Here is a 26,784-nt window from a genome sequence, read left to right as displayed (position 1 = left end):
TAATAACCAATCATCGTTTGTTGTATCTATCCAAAGCAGCTTTTTGAATCTCAACCGCTCTGTCAATGTTCAACGTTTTCAGCTTTGCTTGGTACTTGTCGAATTCGTCGATAGGTGAAGCTCCAAGAATAATTTTAAGCGTAGTTTCATCCACTAACGCATTTACTTCGTTCATAATTTTAGCCAATTCCGTGCTTTCTTGCGGTGTAGTCGTAATTGGAGGAAGCACATACTTCAAAGCATCTGTATTTTGCCAAGTAACAATGGCGTCTTTTTGCTGTTTCATCGTATAGTACTGATCGAGATAACGTTTATCCTGAACGAATGGACCGCTCATACTTGCTTTGATATAGAGCATCATCGATTGTGCAATGGAGAGTTTCTCAGGGTTGTTCATAATCAAATCCGTATATTTCGGATTCCCGTTCTCCATTTTGTAGCTGACTCCCTCGGTACCAAAGTTAAAGAAGTTATGTCCTTCCTCGCTATAGCCGTAGTCAAGGAATTTAGCCGCAAGCTCTACATTTTTGCTTGATCCCGTAATGGCAATCATTCCGCTTGGCTCCGAGCCGAATGCAAAGCTCTTTTGACCGAATTTCGGTTTATCTCCCTTGTTCAGAACCGGATAAGGAGCAGCAACAAGGTCATATTTCGGAGCATTTGCCGCACCTGCACCAATCCATTTGCCAATTCCGCTTCCAGCTTGGGAGATGGTGGCACCGGATTTGCCGGATGTCATATTTGCATCCTGGTTTTTTTGGTCTGCGGTAGCAATATTCTTATCGAGCAGTCCTTCGGCATACCATTTACGCATCGTAACAAGAAAATCCTTGTAAGCAGGCTGTGCCGGTCCGAACTTCACTTGGCCGTTATCCAGATAGAATGTGCGGTTGATCCCGTAGGCGCCTATGAAAGCTCCATTATAGATATCGTCCAGAGCTCTTGGTTTGCTGCGGAATGTCAGAGGAGCCTCCATCCCTTTTTTCTCTTTGAACGCTTTCAGTACCGTATACCACTCATCCATCGTGGTCGGCACTTGAAGACCCAGTTCAGTTAAATAGTCTTGTCTCAGCATAGGCCCTTGGAAAACCATCAGAGATTCATCGCTGCGAACGAATGGAAAAGCATAGTAAGTTCCGTCGTCTGTTTTTACCATTTTGTCGATCTCGGGATGCTCCTTTAAATATTTCTTCAAGTTAGGCGCATATTTGTCAATGACATCATTGAGCTTTAAGATCGCTCCGTCTTTGATCGCTTTTTCAGGACCGCCGGGGAAGCTCGTCTTCCAATTGTATTCGATCATGTCAGGCAGATCGCCGGAAGCCAGCGTGACGTTTAACTGTTCCTTTTCTTGCCCCATAACAGGGTTTATGAAATTGATCGCAACACCTGTCTTTTTTTGCCATTCCTGATAAAATGGAATATCTTTTATACTAGGCTTGATCTGCAGGATGTTGTTAGCATCAGCTGTCCAAAACGAGAGAGTTTTGTCTGTTTTCAGCGGATATGTTACTGCGGTTTCTTCATTTGCAACGGGCGATGGAGCTGGTTGTTTATCCGTTTTGTTGCTGCATGCCAATGCGACTGAACTCAGCATGATAATGGATAAAGCGCTTGATATAAGTTTCACTTTCTTCTTCATCTGTGTTTACCTCCCTATAATGTGTACGATTTCGGGCAACTTTCCTTTCGCATCTTTATTATGCTTTTGTAAACCCGATTTGAATATCTTAAAATCCTCCAAAGGCATCAAAAAAAACATAAAATCGATCTGAAATTTGTACAATCGCATATTAAATTTTTTATTTACCCGGCCAAAACAGAAAAAAGACCGCTTTGCAGCAGCCTTTTTCGGTTATTTTAAATACATTTCTTTATATTTACCGGGCGTAACTCCCTCATACTTTTTGAATATTCGGATCAATGCGTTGACATCGCTGAATCCGACAAGACTTGATATCTCATTCATGGTGATGTTCTGACTTTCAATCAATTCCTTAGCTTTCACAATACGAACTTTATTCATGTAATCAAGAAGCCCTTCTCCAGTTTGCTCTCTGAATAATTTGGATAAATAGGTCGATTTCATATCAAACCGCAGACCGATCATCGAGATATTCATATCCGCGTCCTGATAATTTTCTTGAATAAAACGTACGATGTTTTGTGTTAATGTCTGCAAATCTTGATGTCTGATTTGAACCAAAGTTGATTTTCTTTTGGCCAAGTTGTTGCTGCATACTTCTTTCAGCATCTCTGTGAGCTGTTCATGCATATCCTGCATGGTTTCGCATGCTGTCAGCTTCTCGATTTCTTTCAAGCTTCCTCCAGACGATTCTTCCTGTGTATCGCCAATTTCGTGAAGCGCCTTCACCATCGTACTCACCAAATCAAACATCAGACAGCGAGCCAAGGGTAACGAAATCTGATTGATCTTCAAATTCCTGTCCACGATGTTATCCAACGTTTCCTTTGCCCTGTCATATTCGCCAATTTTCAAAAAGTTGATGAGCTGCTGTTCCACCTGCAGCGGGTAATAATAGCCTTGAGGGATTTCATTAAGCGCCTCATTCTGAATTTCATGAAAAGAAATAATTTCTTTTCTGCCCATAATAAGCTTATATTCCATCGCGTCAACGGACTCTTTGTAGGCAATCGAAAGATCGACAATGGATGTGTGAATATTGCTGATCGAAACCGTAAGTTCGATTTGAAATTTAGTTTTCAAAAATTGCTGCGCTTCTTCGGTCATCTGACGCAGTTCGGCCAAGCTGCCTGCCTGCCCCGTGTCACGGAAATTGATGATGCAGGCGAGCATGTCATCGATCTCCGTCATATAACCAATATGCCTCGCGTTCATGATATCCTCAACAACATTTGAAACGATAAACTGAAGCAGTTTGGCCTTTTCGTTATCACTCTTTCCATTAATGCTCGAAAAAAACTGATCATTTGCTTCTACATAAAATAAAAGAACGGCATATTGTTCACTATCAAAGTGCATCTCGAAAGCAGGCAGCGCATCCTCGATCGGGATTTGGTTGTCTAACCGGCCTTTTAACAACCTGTTCATAAAATTAGAGCGCAGCAAATGATTTTGCTGCTGGAGACGAATTTTTGCTTGCTCCTTTTCATTTACGGTATTGGAGATCATATGCTGAATAAATTGAAATTCGTTACTTCCGTCATTTAATTGTTCAGCGGATTCACTTTTGAAGGTATGGATTAATTGTTTAATCGGGTTATAGTTTTTTTTCAAAAAGAAGAAGGTCAACAAACTCCCCCCGAGAATACTCAGGATGATGCTAATGTAAGTAATCCATCTCACATTGATTGCTTTTTGCCATACTAAGGCGCTCGGCATAATGGTCACAATTTTAAGATCCGATTTTTTGGATGCAATATAATAAAACTCCGAGTCTTGTCCCTTGTAATTTTCTTGGAAAAAGCCAGAATCTCCGGAAAGAACCCGATTCGTTAATACCGGATGCTGATTCGTTTCCAAAGTGGATAAAAGAATCTGATTCTCTTTATTCAAAACCAATACTTCGCCTCCACTGAACAATTGAACGTTTTGGAGTGCACTTAATAGCTTCGAGCCGTCAATTAGAATCACCACTGCGCCCTCAGGTTTCGTATTTACGTCCGATGTTAAGTAACTTATATGGGCAATAGACTGATGGATGCTGCCGTTTAACCCTCTGTATACAAGTGGAACAAAACTCGGCTTTTTACTCGAAGTCATCAGGGTCTGCCAGTCATCATAGCTGAAATCAGGATTATTGTGGACTTCCTCATACACATCCTTACCGCTACGAACAAACCCTGGCATTAGACCAATATCATCCGGTGTGTAATAGACATAGAAGTCAGTAATTTGTGGATAAAAGGTTTTATACATTTTAAAATCCATCGCGATCTCGTACAAGGAATACTGGTAGCTATCCTGCCCCCGTATGTTCGTAAACATGAGTTCTTGAAGTTTGGTATTCCAGGTAATCTCTGTATTCAGCCTTAAAACACTTTCTAATTCATTGTCAATGACTTCACGAACTTGTTTTAGCAATGCATCATTAGCCCTGTGAATTTCTTCTTCCAAAGCTGCGTTTGATTCGCGATTAACAAAAACACCGATTACAATCGGCAGAAGCAAAACGGCCACGTACGAAAAAAGCCAGGTTATGATAACGCTTCGTCTTTTCCTCCAAATGCTGTTTAACACGATGTACTCCTCCAGATGCTTATGCGAGTTTATCCCAAAAAAGAGAGGATGTATATTCATGGTACACCAACTGTTCTTGGTTTGAAAAGATATTCGTTGGTCAAAAATAGGAATATAAATGATCCCCTTAGTAATTCAATAACGATTGATACTGAATCCATCGGTTAAGGAACATATGGGTTAAACAAAAGATTCGACACTCAGAAAAGGTGCTTAACATTAACAGCTCAAGTTAATGTTAAGCACCGTATTTTTGTTACATAGTCTTATTGTTGTTACTATACATACAGGCTTTGGACTAAATCCTATTTACTTCGCATCAACACAAAATTTTGGATCATTTCCTCAATCAGTCGGTCCGGCGAACGATCGATTAACCAGTTCTGACCGAACATTTGAAACACTTTAGCGTCAAATATTTTTGAAACGGCATGCCGATCTTTTCGCTGAAAAAGATGCAACAGGCCTAACGAAAAGCTGCGAAAACCTGTCGCAGTTTTGGTTGATTCCCAAACAAACTGGGCTAAATATCGGCGGATTTGGTTATAACATCCCTGATCTTCCATCGTTTTCCCGGAAGAATTACATGCAATAAACGTTTCTCCCTCCAATAATATAGGGCTGAATTGCAGCGAGAGAAGCACATTGTCTTGCAGGGTGCGTTCTAACTTATGTACAGACATGCTATTTACTACAATAATATCGTCTTGTTTAAGATCATACTGTTGCTGATCCACCAGGATGGTTACGGCTCCTTGCAGGACATAAATGTTCTCTACTTCTTTATGCCAGTGGTAAGGAACATGCGCAACGCTATTTACAAACAAATGCATAGGCAAGTCATCCTGATGTTTGATAAATTCTTACAGGTATCACATGGGGGTGACCTCGCTTTCCATACAAATATTATGTACCGAGTAAAAGGAAGATACAAATAAATGATGGGTAAGTGATGAACTGTCATTTTAAATAAAGCCAGGACTCTATAAATATACAAAAATGGGGTGAGAATAATGTCCTCAACCCATTCTGTCAACAGTCCCTCAATTTGCAGGTCTAAAATAATTCTGCTTAGCCTTTAACTGCACCTGTCGTTAAGCTGCGCTCTACCTGGGAACTCATAAGTAAATACAGAACGATCGTAGGCAAGGTTGTCACGAACAGTCCTGCTCCGATTGGTCCCCAAGAAGTTGAATGCTGCCCTGACAGCGACATGATTCCAACCGTCAAAGTCTTCAGGTCGTCACTGCTGATAAATGTAATAGCAAACATTAACTCGTTCCATGAGGACAAGTACGTAAATATGGAAACGGTTGCGATAGCCGGCGCCACCAGCGGCATCATGATCAAAGCAAATGTCCGATAGATTCCGCTGCCGTCAATAAAGGCCGACTCTTCAAGCTCTCTGGGGAGCGTAACGAAAAAATTAACGATGACAATTATCGCGAGAGACAATCCGAACCCGGTATAAGGAAGGATCAACGCTAGTCGGGTGTCCAGAAGACCCGTATTTTTCAGAATAAGAAATATAGGAAGCAAGGCTGCATGAATAGGAATCATAAGCCCAATCATAAAAACCGTCAGTGTCACTTTACTGAGTTTCCATTTCAACCTTGACAATGAATAGGCGGCCATAGTCGCCAAGATGGCGGTAAATACCATCGTACCAAATGTGACAATCAAACTATTGACAAAATATAGACTTAGTTTGCCTCCTGTAAACAAGGAACTATAATTTTCCCAATGCCATACCTTCGGAAAACCGATTACGTTTCCACTGAATATATCTGTGTTATCTTTGAAAGAAAAAAGAAAGAGCCACACCAAAGGAAATAGTTGAATAATTGCAAATAAGATGAGAAAAAACTGCATGATCAAGGTGCTGATCCTGATTCCGCTTTTTCGTCGTGAAGCAATCGTTGCCTGTTGCACAGTCATGTTTTAGGCCTCCGAAACGAAAGTAATGGTCTAGAGTCTTTTCGACGAAACATCCCACGAAAAGACTCCCTAGTCCGTTTTAAACATTTTTTGAATCATAACCGTAAATAATAAACACTCTAGAATGATGATGATCGCAAGTGAGCTTCCGTACCCGTATTGATACTGTTTAAAAATATTGCTGAACATCCAGGTACTTGGTACTTCAGTAGCATGCATAGGGCCGCCGTTCGTCAACACATAAATGAAATCAAACGTTTTTAATGATCCAATAACGGCAAAGATCGTCGATAATTTCAACATCGGTTTAATTAGTGGAATGGTAATATAGAGGGAGGATTTCACCCCTGTTGCTCCGTCTATCCGCGCAGCTTCATAAATATCCTCCGGTATGGACTTTGCCGATGCAAACAGAAGAAGCATATGATAGCCGATATATTGCCAAACGATAGGCACGAAGGTGGCAATCAAAGCGGTTTTCTCGCTGCCTAGCCATTCGCCCTTCCAGGATTCCAATCCGAGACTTCCCAAAACCCCATTCAGAAGGCCAAAAGAAGGATGATAAATTTTCATCCAGAGTTGCCCGATTACCACCGTGGACATGACTACAGGAATAAAATATACGGTACGGTAGAAGCGGTTACCTTTCACGTAACCAGCTAGAATGAGCGCTAAGACTAGCGAGATCGGAAGCCGTACAAACACAGAGAGGATAGCAAGTATAATGGAATTCCATAACGACTGCCTGAAAATATCATCATCACGAAACATGGTTACGTAATTCTCGAGACCGACGAATACACCCTTTCCTACGCCGTCCCAATCCAACAGGCTATAGTAAAAGGAGATAAAAACAGGTAGCAGCACAATGACTGCGTACCACAAAAATGCCGGCAGTGTAAAAAACAGTATCGCTTTCTTGTTGCTTAAAACGCGATCCATGATAAGATCCTCCTTGAGGGAAAGGAGGAGAGCGATATACTCCCCTCCTCACGGATATGGTTATCTCTCTAACGCCTGCATTTGAACCCCAAATTCTTGAGGAGTTATTTTGTTTGCCAAAAGCTTCGCCACAAGGTTCATATGCGTCTCCCCTTGTTTGCCTCCCAGGTACAAATCATACAAGGGTACAACACCGGTAGATTTATTGAAAGCCGCTAGAACATCTTTTAAAACCGGGTCGATTCGGGACTCGTCGACCTTCGTTTTCCAAGTAGGCAATCCAGCCCCCGCTTTGTAACCTTCGCTTGAGAGATTTTCAGTCAAATACTTCAAGAATTGAACGGCTTGTTCCGGATACTTGGTTTTTGAGCTTACCATGAACGTGTCGAGCACGCCGCCAATCCATTCATTTTCGTTCCCCGCGGCTCCTTCAATGACAGGAAATTTCATAACCTTAACTTTGGCTTTAACAGCCGGAGCAGCGTCCAATGATTTTGCAAACCAGCTGCCATTGTAGTACATCGGTATTTTACCTGCCAGAAACACCGCTTCCGACTCATCCCTTGATAAACCCATATAGCCTTTCATAAAGGCATCCGCTTTCGCTAATTCCTGAAGCTTCTCTGCCGCTTTGGTAAATGCCGCATCTTCAAATGATGCTTTGCCTCTCAATGCATCGAGATTCAGCTTTGTTCCGCCTTCACGCAGTGCGAATACGTTTTGATAAAACTCGCTTGTCCAGAGATCCTTGCCGCCTACCGCCATCGGATCGATTCCTTTGGCACGGAACGCTTTTACAGCCTCGAGGAGCTCGGTATATGTTGTCGGTACTTTTATATTGTTCTTGTCGAACAGCTCTTGATTGACGAACAAAGTTCCGAGCCACATTGTATACGGTAAGCCGTAAACTTTACCGTTATATGTTAAATTGTCCAACGAACCGGCTGAAAGCTTGTCCTTTGTTCCGTCATTCAGGTATTCGTCCAGGGTGAGAACCTTTCCGCCATCAACAAATGGCTTCGAGAAGCCCGCGCCATAACTAAAGAAAATATCCGGTAGTCCATCAGCCGCCGCTGCCGTTTGTACTTTCGTTTTATAAGCGTCGTTCTCGGCGGACTCTACTTCCACTTGAATTTCAGGGTGGTCTTTGTTCCATTTTTCTACTAGCTCATCCCGTATGGGTTTGAAATCTCCTGAAGGCCAAATGGTCCAGAGCTTCAGGTTGACTTTCTTCGCCGTTGCCGAAGACGGCCCGGCATTCCCAGACTCGTTGTTGGTGTTGCTGCTTGAGCATGCAGTTACAGAAAGCACTAGGAGTAATGCTAATACCAGGACCCAAAACTTTTTCATCTTACAGATTCCCCCTTTGGATTAACTTCCACCTTTTTTTATTAACTTTCACAGTTAAGCGTAATCGCCAGGCTGTGTCTTGCTCTGCATCGCAACCCCAAAGTCGGTGTAGATCCGACGGGTCAAGTCGATGCCCCGCCCGCCTGCAATGTGATGCGCGAGGATCTGGAAAGGTACAATGAGCGCAAGGGGCGCTTGGTATTCGTCCAATGAGACTGGCAGCGCTAGTGTTCGTTCATCGTTTGAATTGCCCAGCTTAAAGATGTACGTATACGGCGTGACGCGGGATTCATACGCTCTCAACGACTCAAGCCGATGTTTGACCGGACTATCCGTCTCCAAGAAAAAGATGCGGTGCTCCGGATTGACTTCCAGATACGGGCCATGCATGAATGCTTCCAGTTCGATCCCTTGTGTCGGCAGTCTGACCGTTTCCGAGAATTTCGTCTCGATCTCCTTCGTTGTGCCAACGGCTGGTCCATTGCCGATCGCCGTGAACCGGGGAGCACCCACGAACTCCTCCTTAAAGCGCTCGTAGAAATTTTCTGTAGCCGATATGATGTAAGGCAGAGCCGCTCCATACTTCCGAAATGCCTTCAGCTCCCTGCTTACTTGGTCGTGTGAAGCAATCCCCTTGCGCTGCGCAAGACGGAGTCCGGCGAGCATGAAGGTGAGCACCGTCGCAGTGAATCCCTTCGTCACGTACCCGACTCGTTCTTTGCCGCTGCCAATATCCGTGGTCACGTCCGCCATCTCGGAGATCGCGCTGGTCGTATCGCTTGCCATCGCAATTGTCCTGATATCGGATTCCTGTCGTACGCGGGCCAAGGCACCGATCGTCGACGTGCTCTGGCCGCTCTGCGAGATGCCGATGGCAAGATCAACATGCGGGGAGATACGGTCATAATGCGTAAAATGAAACGGTTCTTTGATTTCCATCCGGACGTCCGCCCGATTCTCGACGTAATATTTAGCGCTTAAAGCAGCGTTATAACTCGAGCCAGTCGCGAATACGAGCCATTCGGACGTACCGAGCGCGATGTCCACGAATTCATCCACGTTGCCCGGAAAGCGCTCGAGGATCGATTGGACCATCTCCGACTGCTCCAGAACGTATGTCATCATTGTAGGCTTAACATCCATAAATCGTAGCCCCCTCCCCGATTATGCCGATCGCTTGCATACCTGCCAATGCCGCACCGACGAGACCTGGCTCCGGCAGCTTCGTCTTCACAAGAGACCTGGCAACGAAACGCATCGTTTTTGGATTCAAATACGAATTAACTCCGCCGACAAAATAATCACTCTTCGTGACGCCGCCTCCTAGAACGATCGTATCGGGATCGCTGACGCGCACGAGATTCATGACGAGCGCTGCCGTGGCGCTGGCCGCATCTTCGCAAACGCGCACGCAGAGCTCGTCTCCGCTTTCCGCCCCAGCGAAAATGGTTTGCGTTGCGACGCGTTCGCCGTCGCGAATGACAAGAGCCGAATTCGGGTATTGGCTCCTCAGTGCCAGTACTCTCTCATGAAAACCGAGGCCCGAAGCGATCCGTTCGACGCATCCTTTGCGCCCGCAGCCGCAAACCACATCGCTATGCAGATCGACAACCACATGGCCGACTTCGCCCGAATTTAAGCTCGCGCCGTTCACGTAATGCCCATCCACAATGAATCCTGCCGCGATTCCGGTGCCGATATTCAAGTAGATGAAATTGTCGGACTGTTCTCCCCATCCAAACCGCTGCTCCGCCTTCGTTGCACATGCAACGTCGTTGTCGATGCCGCAACGGACTCCGAACGTTGACTCGATGATCGACTTAACGTCGGTCTCTTCGGATTTTCCCGGCTCAATCTCTAGCCAGACGCCTCTCGTCCCATCGACCCGGCCGACAACCCCAATGCCGATCGCCAGCGGCTCCGACCGGGATGTAGAGGTCTTCTTAAAGTCAGCTATCGCATCGATAATATGCTGCAGTGCGATTGCTTGGCTCGTCGTATCGCTTGGATAGGATTTCGTTCGAATGACCTCTCCCTCTACCGTGACCTCTCCTAACAGAATGCTGGTACCTCCCAGATCGACCGCAATGACCGATCCTAAAAACTGTTTTTCCATCGAATACATCCCCCGCATATTTGGTAACGTTACCAAATTTGAATATGTGAACCGCTTACAAATGCAAGATTATCAGGTGACAACAATACTGTCAATCTATATTTTACTGAAAAATAAAGGACCTCCCCTCATCCTCATTGCTATTCCAATAAATAAAAATATTTTGGTATCGTTACCAAATTTCTGTTGCGTCACTTGATAACTTGCGCTAAAATCTAACTAGTGCCTATGTTTGCAAAAGGATGTGTCACATTGAAGAGCAAGATTACAATTACAGAGATCGCCCAAAAAAGCGGCGTGTCCGTAACCACCGTATCGCGTGTGCTGAACAATAGCCCCTCCGTTTCCCAGAAGAAGCGAGAGCGTATCCAACAGGTTATTGACGAGTACAACTACACGCCAAGTGTATTCGCCAGGGGTATGATCAATCAAACGACAAAAAACATCGGTGTTATTCTACCTGATATTACGAATCCTTATTTCGCCTCGTTATTTCTTCAGATTGAGAGTTTCGCCTTGAAACACATGTACGCCACGCTCATGTTTAACACGATGTTCTCTCGCGACTCAAAGCGCTTCGACACGCACTTATCTGAAGAGGATTACTTCAAAATCATTCTCGAGAAGCAAGTGGATGGCGTACTGATTCTAGGCGGCCAAATTGATAAAGAAGATATCCCGGATTCGTTCATTCTCGCCCTTAACCAGCTTCACCGTCACGTACCAGTCGTTATCGTCGGCAGTAGAATAGAAGGATGCGAGTGCTTGTTCGTCGAGCGGAATCTCAAGCAGGGCGTAACGTCCATCGTGAATCACTTCATGGCGCTCGGACACGACAAAATTGGCTTCATCGGAGGAGAACCCGGCATTCGCGTCACCTCTTCACGGATCGAGGCGTTCTCGCAGGCGATGAAATCGCTCGGACAAACCGTCTACGACCCTTACATCGTGACCTCGGACTACTACGCGCCGGACGGCTACGCCGCGATGATCCAGTTGCTCAATACCAACTCGGACAGGCTGCCGTCGGCAGTCATCGCCCATAACGACATGGTTGCGCTCGGCGCGGTTCGCGCCATGAAGGATCGCGGGCTGCACTGCCCCGAGCAGATCGCCATCGCGAGCTGTGATCAATTTCCGCTGAGCGAATACAGCATTCCGCGTCTGACTTCGATGGATCAGCATAACGAGTATTTGGGGCGAATGGCCGTACTGCAGCTGATCAGTGCGATTAATGGCTCCGACGAGACGATTACCATCAATCACTCTCCCGAGCTCGTGGTCCGCGAATCGTGCGGTGCCATGTTCAAATCCCATTAAGAAAGCCCCCTCTAAAGGTTAAAGACCAACAGTATACTAATATCAATTATGAATACAAAGGAAGAGGACGCCATTCGGCATCCTCTTTTCCTATTAAGAAATCTGAAGTTTGAAAAAATAGTAAAAATTTACAATATAATTACAATAAGTACAAAGCCGCCAATCAGATATCCTTTTAAAAACTTTTCCTGCTTTCCTTGAGTCCCATGGGGACACAATTTCAGCAGTTCGAGCTATACCTCACAGCGCCCAAGGCTGAGTCGTCGTCGTCAGTTCCTCTCCCGACTCGATAGCCGTCTGCATCATGATCGATAAATAATTATCCTGCATCGCCTCTGCCAAATCATAGCATGACGGCCCCCCCAGCAAATAGTCCGCCATCTTAGTTAAACTTGTAGCAATGGCGATCTCATCGTCGGATAAACGCCCGGGAACGAATAGGTTTTCATACACCCAATCTTCATTTGCTGTAATTCCTCGGTGATAATACCCTTCCAAGTTACCATTATGACCGGTATCGACTCTTCGAAAATTGCCATAGACAGGTGTCTTATAATCCTTCAAATACCGGAACGTTTCGTCCGTTACTTCTCCACGGCTTCCTCGAACGAGGACACGATGTTGGCGAATCCATGAGAAATACTGATCACCTGTAAAATCAAACAGAGCCAGTTGGTTTCCGAATTGAAGAGTAGCGATATCCTGCACCGAATCGTCAATTACTTCACTTTCGGGAGGTCCATAACGCCCCGGGCCTTTCACGATCTTTGAGGTAAATCTCTGTCCCCTGATGATGGCGTTTTCGAAACTAATGCCAAGCATCTTTCTAATCAGGCTGATGCCATGGTAACCATGAGCAGCCGATACTTGCACTTGAGAAATGTCCCCCAGTTTACCTGATCTCACAAAAGCAATACGTGCAGCATGCATCGGCTGATACAAATATTGTTCAGCTACCTGTACGCGCCCCTTAAGCTTGCGCAACGACTCGTACAAGGCAATCATACCCGGGATGTCATTAGCCGGAGGTGTCTCTGTCAATATCGGAATGTTTCTTTCTGCCAGCTCCAGTGTACAGACTGGCAAGGCATCCCTAGAAACGGAAAGAACCGCGAACATGAGAGGCCCGCTTGAAACGAAAGACTCTATATCCCGGTAGGTTTTCACCTCCCATTCCTTCTCGATCTCCCTGCCTCGTTCCTCGTCGCGGACTAGCATCGCACGGACGGCAAAACGGTGAGGCAGCAATTTCGCAATCCGCAAATAAAAATCGGCTCTCCACCCTCTGCCTACAATGCCGAATTCTATCAAAGACATAACTTTTTTCCCTCGCTTTTCATTCATAGTCTAAGTAAGCCTTATTATATCTTTCTTAATTTTAGTAATAAATGGACTAAAATGATTTAAATATGGAGTTTTGTAATTTAAAATACACTTACTCGTAAGAACAAAGTGCATTGCCCTGCGGCAATGCACTTTGTTCTTTAAGCTCTCGTTCTGCGTTTAGTTTAGTATGAGCTGGACTTTGCCTGCAGTTTACACTCGCTTAATCTCAACAGTTCTTTGTTCCAGTCGCGACTGATCTGCTGCGAATCCGATTAAGTGCCCGTGCAGCGACTTTTCCAGAGATGTGGAGGAGATCGATGGCACTGCTCCCTTCAATACTTTTACGAAGTCGGCGACAAGAAGCAAGTCTCCTCCGCCATGCATTTCCTCCGACACCCCAACATTGATCTGCTGCTCGGAATAGATATGGTTTTTGCGGGCATCGGGATGCCGGATGACATAAGCACCTGCTTCCATCTCTCCCTGAATTTCGCCTTTAGTCCCCACAATATGGATGGAACGACCTGGCTTGGAAGTGCCACCGGTCATGACATGCGTTCCCGTACTGCCATCTGCGAACTCTACGATTACCGTCTGATGATCGACCACGTCGTTATCGCAGCGCCAGACGCAACGACCGTACGGGCTGTCTTTTCGCAGAGATTCCGCCAATTCCTCATCGCTCATTGTAACACCTAAATGGGTATTATAGGTTACATAAGCCTTCCACAATCGCTGCTCAATGTAATGTTTCCTTGCAGAATAAGGGCAATCTTCCTCAATGGAACAATCGACAAGACACCGCGTGCCCGACCCTAAAGGCGCTTTCTCAGGCCGGAATTGCAGCAGACTTCCGAAGCTACTTACCTTCACAGGCTGGATATCTCCCTTCATCCAGGCCAATACGTCCAAGTCATGGCAGCTTTTGGCCATGAGCATGGAGGAACCACCTTTATCCACACGCCCCCATTTTCCTCTGACATAAGCCATGGCCATATGGTGATAAGTAACGTTCTCGGTTGTCGTCAAACTGACAATATCACCGATTAAGCCATCAGCTATGGTTTGACGAATCGATTCGTAGAATGGTGCATAGCGCAGCACGTGACAAATCATGACTTTCCTGCCAAGGCGCTCAGCTTCTTGATACAACTCCAAAACTTCATCCGCACTGACGCCGATCGGCTTCTCCAGCATGATGTCATAACCAGCCCTTAACAACGAGATTGAAGAAGATACATGCAAATGATCCATGGTACCGTTAATTACGGCATCCGCGATCTTGGGCTTACCGACAAGCTCTGCAATATCAGCAAAACAGTTTTCCTCGGATAATCCGAAACGTTCCTTGGTTAAATTTCTGCGCTCGCTATCCGGCTCTACAACTCCGACAATTTTGAATCGTTCAGGATGAAACTCTGCAAAAGATGCGTAAATTAAGCTGCGGTGGCCGGCTCCGACGATAATGGCAGTAACAGGACTCTCATGATCGTTCTTATGCTTATATCCAATATCCATTGATAATTGGTTGCTCATTCTCATTTCCCCCTATGAATAAATAAGATGATATCGTTTATTTCTTATTTTTTTGATACCATTGGGTTGCTTCATCAATTGCTTTATTACCTCCACGCGCTTTCCAGTCTGCAACGAATTTATCAAAGTAGTCGATACTTTCCTGGCCAACAATGATTTTCGCTGCCGTTTCCATAAACAATCCGTTTTTGGCGAGCTCAGGTTGAGACAACATAATGGCTGGAACAGGCATATCAAGTCCATCATTCACCCGACCTTCACTGTTTGCAACTTTCGAAGCATTCGTGATTAAATCTCCGTGTGGGCGTCCTTTCATAAATTCTTCGTTCGTAATATAAGGTTCGCCGGTAATTTGCAGGAACATCAAGTGCATATTTTCCTTGTTAATTCCATCCGCGCTTGTCTGATAGTTATACTCGATCTTACCGTTATTTACGGTATAGTCATCCCCCTCAATGCCATAAGTCAGGAATGTATTCGCCTCTTTCGAGTAGAACCAATTCAAAAATTTAATAACATCCTCAGCTTTCTTACTGCTGGCAGGGATCGCATAAGCTGACCTGATCGGTGAAGTGATTTCTGCTCCGCCTTTTCCGTCTGGACCAATTGGTGAAGGGATGTTTATGATTTCAGCGGTGGGCTCTCCTTTCTTTACTTCAGCCAACCACTTGTCTGGATAGCCCGGATCATGTATCCACATACCTACACGTGCAGCGCCCTTAATCTTCGCATCCCAATCTTTGCCTTCTTGAACAAACACTTCATTGTCAAGGAGCTTTTCTTTGTACAAATATTGATAAATTTTCAACGCATCTTTCATTTCCGGCAAAATGTATTTAGGAACCAGCTTGTTATCCTTATACTTCCAAGTGCCCGCAGATATTCCTTCGCCAGGATTGACATCATAGGCTCCAAAAAAGGCTTCAGCAACTCTTAAATTTTTGCGCCCAGAGAATGGAATTTCATCTTTTTTACCGTTGCCATTCGGGTCCTTATCGCGAAATGCGGTCAATACATTTATGTATTCATCTATTGTTTTGGGTACCTGTAATCCAAGTTTATCAAGCCAATCTTTCCGCATAAAGACAACCTGATTACGAGTCGTGCCCGACATGGCTGGTATCGCATATATTTTTCCGTCCTTACTTATTGTCGGGGAATCCCATGCTTCTTTAGGGATATTGCTTTTAAGATTAGGACCGAATTTATCTATCAGATCATTCAGCTCCGTAAAAGCTCCGTTATTTATAGCAGGTGTGGACACCTTGGTATTAATGGCTGAAATTTCAAGGAGATCTGGCAGTTTTTCATTAGCAGCAAGCAGCAAATTAAGTTTTTGATCAAAATCTGTTGCGGGAATGATTTCGATATTGACATTTGTTTTGGATAGTTCCTCCAGCCTTTTAACATAGATATCCTCATTAATATTAGGAGACGCTTCAACATATGGAAGTGATCTAGAGTTCATAGTAATGTTTATTGAGGGAATTCCATGTCCATCCGGCGAACTTTTGCCTTCATCTGACTGATTACTACAAGCGGAAATCATTGTAGTAACCAAAAGTGTTCCAACTACTTTTTTGCTTGCTTTCATTCGGTCCCACTCCCTTAGTCACTTTATTTTTAACCTTTGACAGAACCAATCATTGCACCTTGGATAAAATGTTTCTGGATCAAAGGATAAATGAATAAAATTGGCACAGTAGCAACAATAATTGTTGCCATTCTTATTCCTTCAATGGACATCAGCATGCCGGAGCCCATACTGCCAGAATCGTTCTCTACAAGAAGTTGACGTAATTTAACTTGTAAAGTGAAAAGTCCGGGATCTCTCAAATACATAATCGCACTCATATACCCATTCCAATACCCAACTGCATAGAACAGACCAATCGTCGTTAAAGAAGGGAGAGAAAGCGGCAGAATGATTCTTCCAAAGGTATTAAATTCATCACATCCATCAATGGTTGCCGCATCTGTAAGGCCTTCTGGAATGCCTTTAAAAAAGGTTATCATGATGACCAGATTAAACGCGCTAATTAGGCCGGGAATAATGAGGGCGCTTAATGAATCCAATAAACCGAATGACTTCACAACAAGGTAGGTCGGAATCAGTGGAGCTGGAAAAATCATTGTCACAATAATCATAATCATCATGAAACTTCGACCTTTTAAATGGGATTTTGATAATCCGTATCCCATAAGCGAAGTAAAAAAAAGGCTTAGAAATGTGCCGGCTGCCGTTACCCATATGGTGACCCCAAAAGATTTCCAAATCGCCTTATTATTTAACACAGCCAAATAATGATCAAGTGTAAAGTTTACAGGAAATACGGAGACCTTACCTTGCAGAATTGCCTGCCCGCCGCTGAAGGAGCCTGCTAATATGTTGAGATAAGGAACTAGCATTAACAGGCTGATACCTGTCAGTATGATGGCATTAATCATTGGGAATATCGCCGGCCTCTTTTTCATTTCTTCACCTCTGTTTAATATAATGTTTCTCCGGTCAGCCTTTTACTTATTTGGTTAAAACTAAAGATAAGCATCAAGCCAACAACGGATTTAAAAATTCCGATTGCCGTTGTATAACTATATTGTCCTCCTAGTAAACCAACGCTATAAATATACGTGTCTATAATTTGCCCTTTCTCTGCAACGAGTGGGTTGATCAGCATATAAATTTGTTCAAATCCTAAATCTAACAGATGTCCAATTCTCAGCAGGAACAAAATCATAATGGTTGGTAATAAGGATGGCAATGTAATACTAATCATCTTTCGGAATCTTCCAGCACCATCAACGTCGGCAGCCTCATACATCTCCATGTTGATACTAGCTAGGGCGGCAAGATAAATAATTGTATTCCAGCCCACTTCCTTCCAAATACCTGAGGCAACTACAATAGATCGAAAAAATTCAGGTTGTTGCATAAAGAATTTTCGCTCTATCCCCAAAAATTCTAAGATCTCATTGATAATTCCGTAATTTGGCGATAACACATTGATGACTAAGCCACCTACAATAACCCAAGATAAAAAATGCGGGAGATAAACGATGGTTTGCACAGAGCGTTTAAACCACATTTTCCTAACTTCATTTAGAAGCAAAGCTAAAATAATTGGAGCAGGAAAACCAAACACAAGCTGATAAATACTAATGAATACGGTGTTTTTGAGTATTTTCAAAAATTCTGGATACGTAAATAGCGTTTCGAAGTGCTTTAATCCGACAAACGGGCTTCCCATGATACCTTTGTAAACATTATAATCCTGAAAGGCAATAACGCTTCCCAGAATCGGGACATACTTAAAGAGAAAGAAAAACATAATCCCAGGCATTATCATGCAATATAATTGCCAGTATTTCGAATAATAAAGCCTGGTTCTTTTTTTTCTTGCTTCCGTGTTAATCAAATGGATTGGGGGCGCATTCGTATTCATGGGAACCTCCTGATGTCATATTTGATAACTCCATACTAGAAGAAATCAGAGGGTTCGTACATGGTATTCCTTATGCTAGTTGTGTTTTCATAAGGTAAATGTATGCGCTTTATTTTTTTGTGCGAAACTCTCGAGGTGAAATACCAAAGAGCTTTTTAAAGCTTTTCGTAAAATGGGGGTAATCCGTATATCCAATCTGTTCTGGGATTTCACAAGTCTTGCAATCAGGATCGGATAATAATTGTTTCGCCTTCTCCATGCGTGTTTGAATTAAATATTGAGAAAAGGAGATGCCTGCGCTCTGTTTAAATACCTGACTGAGATAAGGGACGGATAATTTAACATGGTCAGCGACCATCTGCAGGGAAAGTTCATTATTCTTATAATTATTTTCGATAAATGCGATAACTTGTTTGATGCTCAGATGCGCACCATAATTTCGGGTTTCACGAACAGTTTGAAGCCAAGTACTAATAAAATGCTTATTTAAAACTTGTACTTCCTCCCTATTTTTTTCAAAAAGAATCGTTAGTTTATTATCGTAATCAAGACTTTTGGCTCCTAAGTCATTGTACAGACATGAATAGATTCTGCTCAAAAGTTCAATACTCCGCACTTTATATTGCGAATTCACTCCGCGACTATCTGCCCATTTCTTATTAAAATAATCGATCGCGTTCATAGCCTCGGTTTCATTCACATTCCATATCAAGTGAGCGATATGCTTTGCTTCCTCCGTACAATAAAGCAACCACTCGCTATACGCATTCAAATCAATCTGATACTTCTCAACTTCCAATTTGACTTTATGTAAAGTTTGCATAAGTTGTTCTGGCCGTATGGGTTTAAGCAAATAATCGCTGACACCATAATGTATCGCTTCTTGAGCAAAACTAAAATCACCGTAACCTGACAATATGATAAACTCACAGTGAATTCCTAGTGATTTAACGTTTTTAATTAAGTCTAATCCATTCATCTGCGGCATTTTTATATCTGTAATAATTAAGTCGGGATGCGCACTTTTAGCTAGCTCTAAACCTTCAACGCCATTACCCCCCTCGCCTATAATGTCAAAGCCAAGAGAAGATTCGGATACAAGTTTAAACAGGCTCTTTCGAATTAAGGCTTCGTCCTCAATAATGACTGTACGGATCATGCGGATTCATCCTTTCTCCCTTGTTCAAGTGGTATAACTACTTCCACGATTGTCCCGGTATGATTAGATTTAGCGATGTGTAAACCAAATGGATAACCAAACGTCAATCGTAACCTGGAATGAACGTTAATCAAGCCGATATGACCATTTAATCCTTCATTCATATTTTCATGATCGTTATATTGATTTTTGAATGCAGAGCTAAATCTCACTAGCACATCATCCGGCATCCCTCTACCCTGATCCATAATCCTAATGACATATTTCCCTTTCTGAATGTCTCCCGTAATCCCAATAAAACTAGGTGGAAGCATTTGATTCTCGTAAGCATGAATAAAACAGTTTTCGATTAAGGGCTGTATAGAAAGGCGGCAAATTGAAATCGATGAAGCAACGGTCATGTCAAAATGAAATTCACACGTTAATTCAGGAAATCTTTCCTTTTGAATTTCGAGATACGTATGGATATGTTGTAATTCCTCGGTCAAGTTTACTACTTGCATAGAATCTTTCATGCAATACCGAAACATATCGGCCAATGCGGTAGCCATTCTACTAACTGGCATTACGCCTTGGAGAATAGCATGGGAATTAATAATCTCTAGCGTATTGTATAAAAAGTGCGGATTGATCTGGGACTGAAGAGCTCGTAACATGGACTCTTTTTGCCGCAGCAATAAATCTTTTTCTCGCAACTGTCCTGCATGCACCTCTACGATAAGACGTCGGAGTTCCCCCATCATCTTGTTAAATCCTACGAACAAACTGCCTATTTCTTTTTCCCGGCGGTGCGGGGCTAAGATAAGCAGATCTCCGTCTTGCGCTTTACGCATAAGCCTTTCTAAGATACTTAGTGAATTTGTGAGATAGAAAGCATATCCGCCAATAATGATACAGGCAACAAAAGTAATAATTAGCAAAATCCAAATAGAATAGTCCCTTAGAACAATTAACCCTTTACTAAACTCATGTATAGGGAATTCAGATACGATCGTCCAGCGAGTAGATTCGGAAGTATTGTAATTGACGATATTCGTTACCCCTTTTTCTTCATGCAAAAATGTTTCATCCGGTTTCAACGAATGAATACCATCGATAAACCAATCCGGCATATTTGAGCCCAATTTGTCATAATGACCTGAGTCATAAATAACAAGATTGTTGGAATCGATGATCCACAACTTCCCCTTCATGCCAGTTTGAATTTTATTCACTTTATTCCATATCTCATTAAGCCTTATATTAAAAACTAAAACTCCACTTGTCTGATACAATGTGGTATCAGTGAACTTCCTCGTAATGGTAAGTAACGGGGTATTATTTATCCATCGAATACCCATTACATTGTAATTTCCTAACTCTGTATTTCTTAGGTAGCTTTCATAATCATCTTGACTTGGCAGCGCGACATGATTGGAGATTTGCAGACCATTAGCAGAATAGATAGTTAGTGAATAAACTTCAGGACGACCAAATACAATTTGTTGGAGCAACTCATTTTGGATATCTCGAGTTAATATAAACTGCTTATAAGCCTGATCCGGTTGAAGAAGCATAAATTCTTTAACCAACGGGTGAGCAATTAAAGGCATCGTAGAGCGCTCCAAATCTTGAAAATAATCACTAATTTGATTATTTAACTGTCTGACAAGCTGCTCGTTAAATACTCTGGCCACATCCACAATCGTATCCGATGTTTTATCAAACCAGATCTTCGAGAGTAACAGCGATGGCAGCAACAGAAACATAATAAATAAGGCAATCAATTTTTTCCTCAACGTTACTCACCTCTCATAGATTTTTTTTCGAATTTTTCACCACCTCCTGCCATTCTATCTTCCAAAATCAACCAAGCATATACCCAATTTCGTTAATCAAACGATACATCTTTGCATATACCGCCCAACTCGCGCTGCTTCCATTTTCCCGGGCTTATGCCCTCAACGCCCTTAAACACTCGATTGAAATGATGAATCGTCTTAAAACCTACCTTTTCTGCGATTTGCTTGAGTGATTGATCAGAGTACATGATATGTTCCTTCGCTTTCTCCACTCTGATTTTTTGCAGAAAATGAGTAAACGAGCAGCCGTAATTGTGCTTAATGGTTTGGCTGATATAGCTTTTGCTGTAAGAAATTCGCTCTGACACATTCTCCAAAGTAAGCGCCTCGGAATAGTAATATTCCTTTAAATAATGCTCTACACGTTTGGCGGCTTCCGTAGGCTCATATGTTGTCTGAATCCCTTCGCTTGCGTGGAACTCGAGTTGGCTCACATCCGTCTTGCTCGCTTTTCGGCATAGCATATACAACATTTGTACCAAGCATAAGCAAGCTGACTCTCCGTAAAATAATGCTTTCATCGTACCTTCCCGGCGAATTCGCTCAAGCCATTGCTTCAACTCTGATGTCGAATCCGCTTGATGCACCGGCACCATCTTTACCTTCTGAATGAGCTGACTGTCATGTATGTGGAACTTCAAATCAAGCGTCTTCATCCGCCTGGTGTCATATGCATGAGGAACGAACCCATGACTCTGCATCGGGTGTATGAAGAATAGTGATCCAGGCTTAATCGTGTACGTTGAGCCATCACAAGTAAATATCCCTGCACCATTCAAAAAATATATCATTTGATAATAATCGTGCATGTGCATGTGCAGTTCCCTGCCTCTGTCGTAGTCGTATCTAGATGTCCATAAGATGTTAACGCCGAATTTCTCCATGAATTCTTCACTCCAACCAAGCATGTATATAACCAATAGACAAAAACTACCCTGGAATAGATAAACAATCTTATGCTGCAATAGGTACAATTAAAAGCGGACTCATCCTTTTCATACAGTTGCCGTTGAACGCTTCAACAACAGATAAGGAGTTGACTGCACATGAACGATCTCACGAAACCGCACATTGTGATGATTATGGCCGATCAATTACGCGCCGATCTGATAACCCCCCAATTCGCGCCGAATATCCACAAACTATCACAGGAAAGTTTCCGGTTCAACCGGGCTTACTGTGCATCGCCATTATGTGTCCCTGCTCGAGGATCCTTCTTTACAGGGCGTTATCCGAACCAAACCGGTTGTTTAATTAACCCATGGGAAGCGAAGGATGCTACTCATGGGCATGTACGCAGGAACATCCCCAATCTATATCAGCTCCTTGAGAACGACTGGGACAGCTGGCATACAGGAAAGCAGCATCTGTTGACAGAGGATCGCTTCGATCGTTCCGAGAGCTCACATACCAGCTGGTTACCGCTGGAGGGGCGTTATGCGAAACACCTTAAAGAGCAAGGGAAACGGATGCCTGGGGGAGCTCTTTTCAAAGGAATCGTTCCGGAAATGGCCAGCGGGACGACAACCCGCCCGGCAACGTACTCTATCCCCACGACTGGCTGCTATGAAGAAGGGTTTGATGCCTTCTTCGATGGGTTTATTTTGAACGATTCTCTGCACGCCTTGCAACATAGGGATCGGACAAAGCCGCTATTCTTGAGCGCCATGTTTCTAGCTCCCCATCCGCCGCTAGAGATCCCGGAACCCTGGTATTCGATGTACACACAGACAGACATAACGCTCCCTGAGAATGTTGGCGTATGGTCGAAACATCAGTCGCCCCTGCAACTGTACAATTTGACAGGTGCGATCGGCGTTCGTTATTCCAGAGAAGAGTGGCACCGGATTTGGACGGTGTACACAGGACTTGTTCGCCTGCTCGACGACTGTGTAGGGCGAATCATCCAAGAATTGAAAACACAGGGTATCTATGACGATACCTTACTAATCTTCACGAGCGATCACGGCGAGATGCTCGGCTCCCATAGCCTCTGGCAAAAAATGTGCATGTACGAAGAGTCCGTCCGTACGCCGTTATTGCTGAAATTCCCGGAGCGTTTCAAGTGCGAGGCACAAGAATCGAATGCGCTTGTCAGTGCAATCGACATCGTCCCTACGCTATGCGACTATTTAGGCCTCCCGATTCCTGAAGGTGTTGCGGGAACATCGTTATTACCGCTTGTGAATGGCCATCACTGGAACCGTGACAAGCTCTTTATTCAGTTCGACGGTAACGGGGCCAGAGGGAACTTTCAACGTTGCGTGATCGAAGGGGACTATAAGCTAATTGTAGATTGGTTTAAGGACGAGATATTCATTGAATTGTACGATCTTGCAAGTGATGCTCAAGAACTTATCAATCTCGCATTTCAAGACGTTCACCGGCCAAGAATCCTCTCTCTTCTTGAATATCTCAGAGAACATATGCTAGCCACAGGTGATTTATTGAAAATACCCGATGACGCCTATGCCATGTTTATCGATAGATATACGCCATTCGCCTTCTAATGAAAAGCTTCTGTGCGGATGAAACAAGGGCTGCCCTAAGTCTTGGAGACTTAGGAACAGCCCTTTTGCAATCCTGGTTGTAGTCTCCTTCCGAATCTCAAAGTTCATTCCATATTTCCCCGCATACACTCACTTACCTCATAAGTCTTCGATTCTTATTTACCTTTTCTCGAAACTATTCGACAGTTATGCCTTCTACATAAATATAATTACCGCAAACGATAAAATCGGTCATCGATTCCCCATTCAATCGTATGATTGTTGCTGCAGGGGCATAGATCGCAATAGCCGAAGCGGCGTTGCCATTACCGGAAATAGCGAGGTTGGAGCCGGTGATCTTGATTACCGTGCCTTCCCACTCTATGGCAATGTCATTTACGACTTGGCCGGATGAGATTAACGTTGTCGAGTCGTGTACGAATGTTTGACCGGATTTGATGATAGCCAGTCGTATATCGCCATCTCTGTTTTTCTCGGCATAAGCTAGTTTTCCATCAAAAGTAAAAGCGTCGAATCGGCGTGACCGCTGCGGATCTTCTTCATGCGACAAATAGTAATACCCTGTATGGCCTTCTTCGCCGATATTGTCAATTTGAAGCGCACTTGCAATCTTAGTCGGTACGGCTGGTGAAAGCTCCAGCCGATGAACCTCAATATGGTGCATTTCTCCGTCTGCAGTCGGATAAAGGATAGTGTCGTACGTAATATCCCCTTGTACAATTCCCTTCGTGAACGCTGCATATTTGGAGTTTGACACAGTATAGAAGGCCTTGGAGTAGTATCCGTCTTTGATTTCGGCTTCGGACAATTGCTCCGGATCGGCAGGAATAATTTGAATATCTGCCAGATGATCATGAAAGGTTGTCCGCACTTGCCCAGTGACCGGATCCAAGACAGGATTGGCCGTAGGAAGGAAATGCCAATGCTGCCGATACTCATGTAAGCCTTCCGGTGCGCGTATATAATCCGAAACGATCGTATAGGATGATTTCAAGAAAAGGACGTCCCTATAGTAGATAAAACCGGGTACATTATAAATGATGCCCTCTAAAAAATTGAATGACTCGTTATCGGTCCAGTACCGGAATACACCTTCTGTCATGTCTTGCGATTGCCGATTGATTTCCACCGTGTTATGCGCTTCCGTAGAATAACGCAGCCAGTTGGAAATCGGCTCATCACTATACGAATAGGTGCCTGGGTCGACGATCAGCTGCCTGCCGTTCGCATAATAAATAATGCTGTTGTCATCGGAATGTCTGTGGGAGCGTTCTTGCTTGACATTCATAAATAAATAGCGGGCATCGGCGCCCCAACCGCTGCGCATCGTAGCCGATTGGCTGACCTGGTAGAACGATGAAGCATACGCCGGCGGAGTTCCTTGTTTACCTCCTGTGCCTAGGTACAGCAAGACATCATCCTCATACAGCTCGCCCAATCGCTTGATCGTCAGTCTGGCATTCAAGCTGCTTCCATCGCCGAAGAGCGGGAGATATCCGTCAGGAAAAGCGAGATCGGCGATGTAATAGCCCATCTTCCGCAGATAGGCATCAAAGGTCTCGCTGAAGCTGCACCCGTTCATAAGGCCAAATGATTTAATAGCCATAAAAGAGTCTGCGGCTCCGATCGAATAACTGGAGCTCGATTCCGAATAAGAGCCGTCGCTAAAATTCAATTTGGTGATCAATGCGTTTAACCGGATATTGGCTAATTCGATCCAGCCGGACGAATCGGCAAGCTCCGGAAAATAGACAGCAATGCTGTACAAACCTTTGGTCTCGTAAATGCCGTGATTATTGCGGGGATCATAACCTTCTTCCGTTGACAAAGCCGCCGCAATTTTCCACACGGCCTTCAGAATCATCGTATGATCGGCTGCATTCACGGAGGAGCTGCCTTTCAACAAATGATAGGCGTCCACCCAGTTGGCAGCCCGCAGCGAGGCTTGGAAGCATTTCGGGAAAGTTCCAGCTCCCATGCTGATAGCGCCAGGAGTGACGTACTGCTCGGCATCATGAATAAAGTCGGTCATATAATCGATATATTTAGCTGCATAGACTTCATTGTTCGTTGCGGCGTATTCGGCGATGAGCGGATTCAGCCACGTAAAGTTGGCGATTTGCATCGCGAACTGGTTATCTGCGGCCGGTTCACCCGGTCCCTTCCAATCCGTACCTTCGGGCAACCCCTGCCATGAGAAGGTCTTGCCGTTGTGATGACGATAAGTGAATGTATGTTCATCCCAGGCATTATCCCCTGTATGAAACAGCATGACGCCTACGGGTTCCTCGGCATGCGTATAGCCCGATAAGCGCAATGTTGCTGACGTAACGCTGCCGCTGATCCGGGACAAATCAAACTTTAAGTAAGCCTTCCGCGTATGCTCATCGAACGGTGCACCGGACTCCAGCACCTCCAGCAACGGTTCTTGACTGTGATTGGTGTCGTCGTACCCCCGAATAAACGTATCCATGCTCGGAGCGAGATGAACGGACTGCGCCCTCTGTTGATCTGTATAGTCTACGATTAGAACGGGCCGGCACTGCTCAGTCGGCAAGGAGAAGGAGTCATGCTGGCTGCTGTAAAGATAGGCGGGTTCAATGCCTTTATGGCGTCCCATAAGCATAAAGCTGATCACTTTGTCGGCGCCGGCCGCTGCTTTGACATTGGTGAGCAGATCGAATGAAAAGACAGCGGGTGTTTTGGTAACGTAGAAGCTGTCTACATACGTTTCTTTCAGTACGGGAATGATCTGGTCGGCAAGCAGAGGCGCGAGTTTGGCGTTGGCCTCGTCATATTCATAAGGCATAGCTGTTCTCGTTTGCCGCTGTTTGAAATAGTCAAGCAGTGCGATTTGCGCGTTGTCATAATCCCCTAGCTTGACATAGTCTTCAACAGGCTTCAATTCAGGGAATTCAGCGTAGTTCCATTTGCCCGGAGTCGACCATAGAACCTCTGCTTCATCCCAAATACCGAAAAAATCAGCTTGATTCATAGGCATGCTTATTATTTCCTCCTGCAAATTGGTTGCTTTCGTTTTCTCTTTTCAATTCGATTTACGAATGGTCATAGACGGATTGG

19 protein-coding genes are annotated in these 26,784 nt (G+C 44.1%); 2 read left to right on the top strand and 17 right to left on the bottom strand.

Annotated elements, in window-relative coordinates; translation table 11 throughout:
• Nucleotides 1-10: 10 nt before the first annotated feature.
• The 8 genes from J2Z65_RS11855 to J2Z65_RS11820 all read right to left on the bottom strand — a co-directional run bounded on the left by J2Z65_RS11855 (nt 11) and on the right by J2Z65_RS11820 (nt 10,568).
• Nucleotides 11-1,642 carry a type 2 periplasmic-binding domain-containing protein gene (locus tag J2Z65_RS11855; protein ID WP_167066203.1) on the bottom strand — a complete coding sequence of 544 codons (1,632 nt, stop codon included), beginning with the start codon at nt 1,640-1,642 and terminating at the stop codon, nt 11-13.
• Between the two features lie 213 nt (nt 1,643-1,855).
• Nucleotides 1,856-4,222, bottom strand: coding sequence for a helix-turn-helix domain-containing protein (locus J2Z65_RS35860; RefSeq protein WP_167066206.1), 2,367 nt, complete (start codon nt 4,220-4,222; stop codon nt 1,856-1,858).
• 305 nt (nt 4,223-4,527) lie between these two features.
• Nucleotides 4,528-5,055: a cupin domain-containing protein gene (locus J2Z65_RS11845; protein ID WP_240159991.1), complete on the bottom strand. Its 528-nt coding sequence runs from the start codon at nt 5,053-5,055 to the stop codon at nt 4,528-4,530.
• Nucleotides 5,056-5,293: 238 nt separating this feature from the next.
• Nucleotides 5,294-6,160: a carbohydrate ABC transporter permease gene (locus tag J2Z65_RS11840; RefSeq protein ID WP_167066209.1), complete on the bottom strand. Its 867-nt coding sequence runs from the start codon at nt 6,158-6,160 to the stop codon at nt 5,294-5,296.
• A 69-nt stretch (nt 6,161-6,229) separates the two neighbouring features.
• Nucleotides 6,230-7,102 (bottom strand): carbohydrate ABC transporter permease, encoded by an 873-nt coding sequence (locus J2Z65_RS11835; RefSeq protein ID WP_167066212.1) that lies wholly within the window; start codon nt 7,100-7,102, stop codon nt 6,230-6,232.
• Between the two features lie 60 nt (nt 7,103-7,162).
• Entirely contained in the window at nt 7,163-8,452 is a 1,290-nt protein-coding gene (locus J2Z65_RS11830) for an extracellular solute-binding protein (protein ID WP_193581112.1), read from the bottom strand.
• Between the two features lie 54 nt (nt 8,453-8,506).
• Nucleotides 8,507-9,595, bottom strand: a complete 1,089-nt coding sequence (locus tag J2Z65_RS11825) for an SIS domain-containing protein (protein ID WP_167066220.1) — start codon at nt 9,593-9,595, stop codon at nt 8,507-8,509.
• On the bottom strand, nt 9,585-10,568 hold the full coding sequence (locus J2Z65_RS11820; protein WP_167066226.1) for an ROK family protein: 984 nt from the start codon (nt 10,566-10,568) through the stop codon (nt 9,585-9,587). Before J2Z65_RS11820 ends, J2Z65_RS11825 begins: the two co-directional genes overlap by 11 nt.
• Before the next feature lie 228 nt (nt 10,569-10,796).
• Here J2Z65_RS11820 and J2Z65_RS11815 point away from each other — a divergent pair, with 228 nt between their 5' ends.
• On the top strand, nt 10,797-11,888 hold the full coding sequence (locus tag J2Z65_RS11815) for a LacI family DNA-binding transcriptional regulator (protein WP_167066230.1): 1,092 nt from the start codon (nt 10,797-10,799) through the stop codon (nt 11,886-11,888).
• A 240-nt stretch (nt 11,889-12,128) separates the two neighbouring features.
• Here J2Z65_RS11815 and J2Z65_RS11810 read toward each other — a convergent pair whose 3' ends face one another.
• The 8 genes from J2Z65_RS11810 to J2Z65_RS11775 all read right to left on the bottom strand — a co-directional run bounded on the left by J2Z65_RS11810 (nt 12,129) and on the right by J2Z65_RS11775 (nt 22,077).
• Complete coding sequence (locus J2Z65_RS11810; protein ID WP_167066233.1) at nt 12,129-13,205, bottom strand: Gfo/Idh/MocA family protein; 1,077 nt, start codon at nt 13,203-13,205, stop codon at nt 12,129-12,131.
• Between the two features lie 219 nt (nt 13,206-13,424).
• The gene (locus J2Z65_RS11805) at nt 13,425-14,750 is read right to left on the bottom strand and encodes a Gfo/Idh/MocA family protein (protein ID WP_240159992.1); all 1,326 of its coding nucleotides are present in this window, start codon (nt 14,748-14,750) and stop codon (nt 13,425-13,427) included.
• A 37-nt stretch (nt 14,751-14,787) separates the two neighbouring features.
• Nucleotides 14,788-16,344 (bottom strand): extracellular solute-binding protein, encoded by a 1,557-nt coding sequence (locus J2Z65_RS11800; protein WP_167066236.1) that lies wholly within the window; start codon nt 16,342-16,344, stop codon nt 14,788-14,790.
• A 29-nt stretch (nt 16,345-16,373) separates the two neighbouring features.
• Nucleotides 16,374-17,198 (bottom strand): carbohydrate ABC transporter permease, encoded by an 825-nt coding sequence (locus J2Z65_RS11795; protein WP_240159993.1) that lies wholly within the window; start codon nt 17,196-17,198, stop codon nt 16,374-16,376.
• Nucleotides 17,199-17,239: 41 nt separating this feature from the next.
• A complete protein-coding gene (locus J2Z65_RS11790) occupies nt 17,240-18,193 on the bottom strand; it encodes an ABC transporter permease (protein ID WP_240159994.1) in 954 nt (317 codons plus the stop codon).
• Nucleotides 18,194-18,302: 109 nt separating this feature from the next.
• Complete coding sequence (locus J2Z65_RS11785; protein ID WP_167066239.1) at nt 18,303-19,352, bottom strand: response regulator transcription factor; 1,050 nt, start codon at nt 19,350-19,352, stop codon at nt 18,303-18,305.
• Entirely contained in the window at nt 19,349-21,130 is a 1,782-nt protein-coding gene (locus J2Z65_RS11780; RefSeq protein WP_167066242.1) for a sensor histidine kinase, read from the bottom strand. The genes J2Z65_RS11785 and J2Z65_RS11780 overlap by 4 nt, the downstream gene beginning before the upstream one ends.
• Before the next feature lie 92 nt (nt 21,131-21,222).
• The gene (locus J2Z65_RS11775) at nt 21,223-22,077 is read right to left on the bottom strand and encodes an AraC family transcriptional regulator (RefSeq protein WP_167066246.1); all 855 of its coding nucleotides are present in this window, start codon (nt 22,075-22,077) and stop codon (nt 21,223-21,225) included.
• Between the two features lie 162 nt (nt 22,078-22,239).
• Here J2Z65_RS11775 and J2Z65_RS11770 point away from each other — a divergent pair, with 162 nt between their 5' ends.
• Entirely contained in the window at nt 22,240-23,703 is a 1,464-nt protein-coding gene (locus J2Z65_RS11770) for a sulfatase family protein (protein WP_167066249.1), read from the top strand.
• 175 nt (nt 23,704-23,878) lie between these two features.
• On the opposite strand, the gene J2Z65_RS11765 is transcribed toward J2Z65_RS11770, so the two are convergent.
• Complete coding sequence (locus tag J2Z65_RS11765; RefSeq protein WP_167066252.1) at nt 23,879-26,704, bottom strand: alginate lyase family protein; 2,826 nt, start codon at nt 26,702-26,704, stop codon at nt 23,879-23,881.
• Nucleotides 26,705-26,784: the final 80 nt, after the last annotated feature.

The organism is Paenibacillus aceris, assembly GCF_017874035.1.
Lineage (GTDB): Bacteria > Bacillota > Bacilli > Paenibacillales > NBRC-103111 > Paenibacillus_E > Paenibacillus_E aceris.
This window is presented reverse-complemented; position numbering and strand designations above follow the sequence as displayed.

Excerpts from the sequence above, each read along its gene's own strand:
- J2Z65_RS11855 (WP_167066203.1), bottom strand. The coding sequence starts at position 1,642 with ATGAAGAAGAAAGTGAAACTTATATCAAGCGCTTTATCCATTATCATG.
- J2Z65_RS11845 (WP_240159991.1), bottom strand. The coding sequence starts at position 5,055 with ATGCATTTGTTTGTAAATAGCGTTGCGCATGTTCCTTACCACTGGCAT.
- J2Z65_RS11840 (WP_167066209.1), bottom strand. The coding sequence starts at position 6,160 with ATGACTGTGCAACAGGCAACGATTGCTTCACGACGAAAAAGCGGAATC.
- J2Z65_RS11835 (WP_167066212.1), bottom strand. The coding sequence starts at position 7,102 with ATGGATCGCGTTTTAAGCAACAAGAAAGCGATACTGTTTTTTACACTG.
- J2Z65_RS11830 (WP_193581112.1), bottom strand. The coding sequence starts at position 8,452 with ATGAAAAAGTTTTGGGTCCTGGTATTAGCATTACTCCTAGTGCTTTCT.
- J2Z65_RS11825 (WP_167066220.1), bottom strand. The coding sequence starts at position 9,595 with ATGGATGTTAAGCCTACAATGATGACATACGTTCTGGAGCAGTCGGAG.
- J2Z65_RS11820 (WP_167066226.1), bottom strand. The coding sequence starts at position 10,568 with ATGGAAAAACAGTTTTTAGGATCGGTCATTGCGGTCGATCTGGGAGGT.
- J2Z65_RS11815 (WP_167066230.1), top strand. The coding sequence starts at position 10,797 with ATGTTTGCAAAAGGATGTGTCACATTGAAGAGCAAGATTACAATTACA.
- J2Z65_RS11810 (WP_167066233.1), bottom strand. The coding sequence starts at position 13,205 with ATGTCTTTGATAGAATTCGGCATTGTAGGCAGAGGGTGGAGAGCCGAT.
- J2Z65_RS11805 (WP_240159992.1), bottom strand. The coding sequence starts at position 14,750 with ATGAGCAACCAATTATCAATGGATATTGGATATAAGCATAAGAACGAT.
- J2Z65_RS11800 (WP_167066236.1), bottom strand. The coding sequence starts at position 16,344 with ATGAAAGCAAGCAAAAAAGTAGTTGGAACACTTTTGGTTACTACAATG.
- J2Z65_RS11795 (WP_240159993.1), bottom strand. The coding sequence starts at position 17,198 with ATGATTAATGCCATCATACTGACAGGTATCAGCCTGTTAATGCTAGTT.
- J2Z65_RS11790 (WP_240159994.1), bottom strand. The coding sequence starts at position 18,193 with ATGAATACGAATGCGCCCCCAATCCATTTGATTAACACGGAAGCAAGA.
- J2Z65_RS11785 (WP_167066239.1), bottom strand. The coding sequence starts at position 19,352 with ATGATCCGTACAGTCATTATTGAGGACGAAGCCTTAATTCGAAAGAGC.
- J2Z65_RS11775 (WP_167066246.1), bottom strand. The coding sequence starts at position 22,077 with ATGGAGAAATTCGGCGTTAACATCTTATGGACATCTAGATACGACTAC.
- J2Z65_RS11770 (WP_167066249.1), top strand. The coding sequence starts at position 22,240 with ATGAACGATCTCACGAAACCGCACATTGTGATGATTATGGCCGATCAA.
- J2Z65_RS11765 (WP_167066252.1), bottom strand. The coding sequence starts at position 26,704 with ATGCCTATGAATCAAGCTGATTTTTTCGGTATTTGGGATGAAGCAGAG.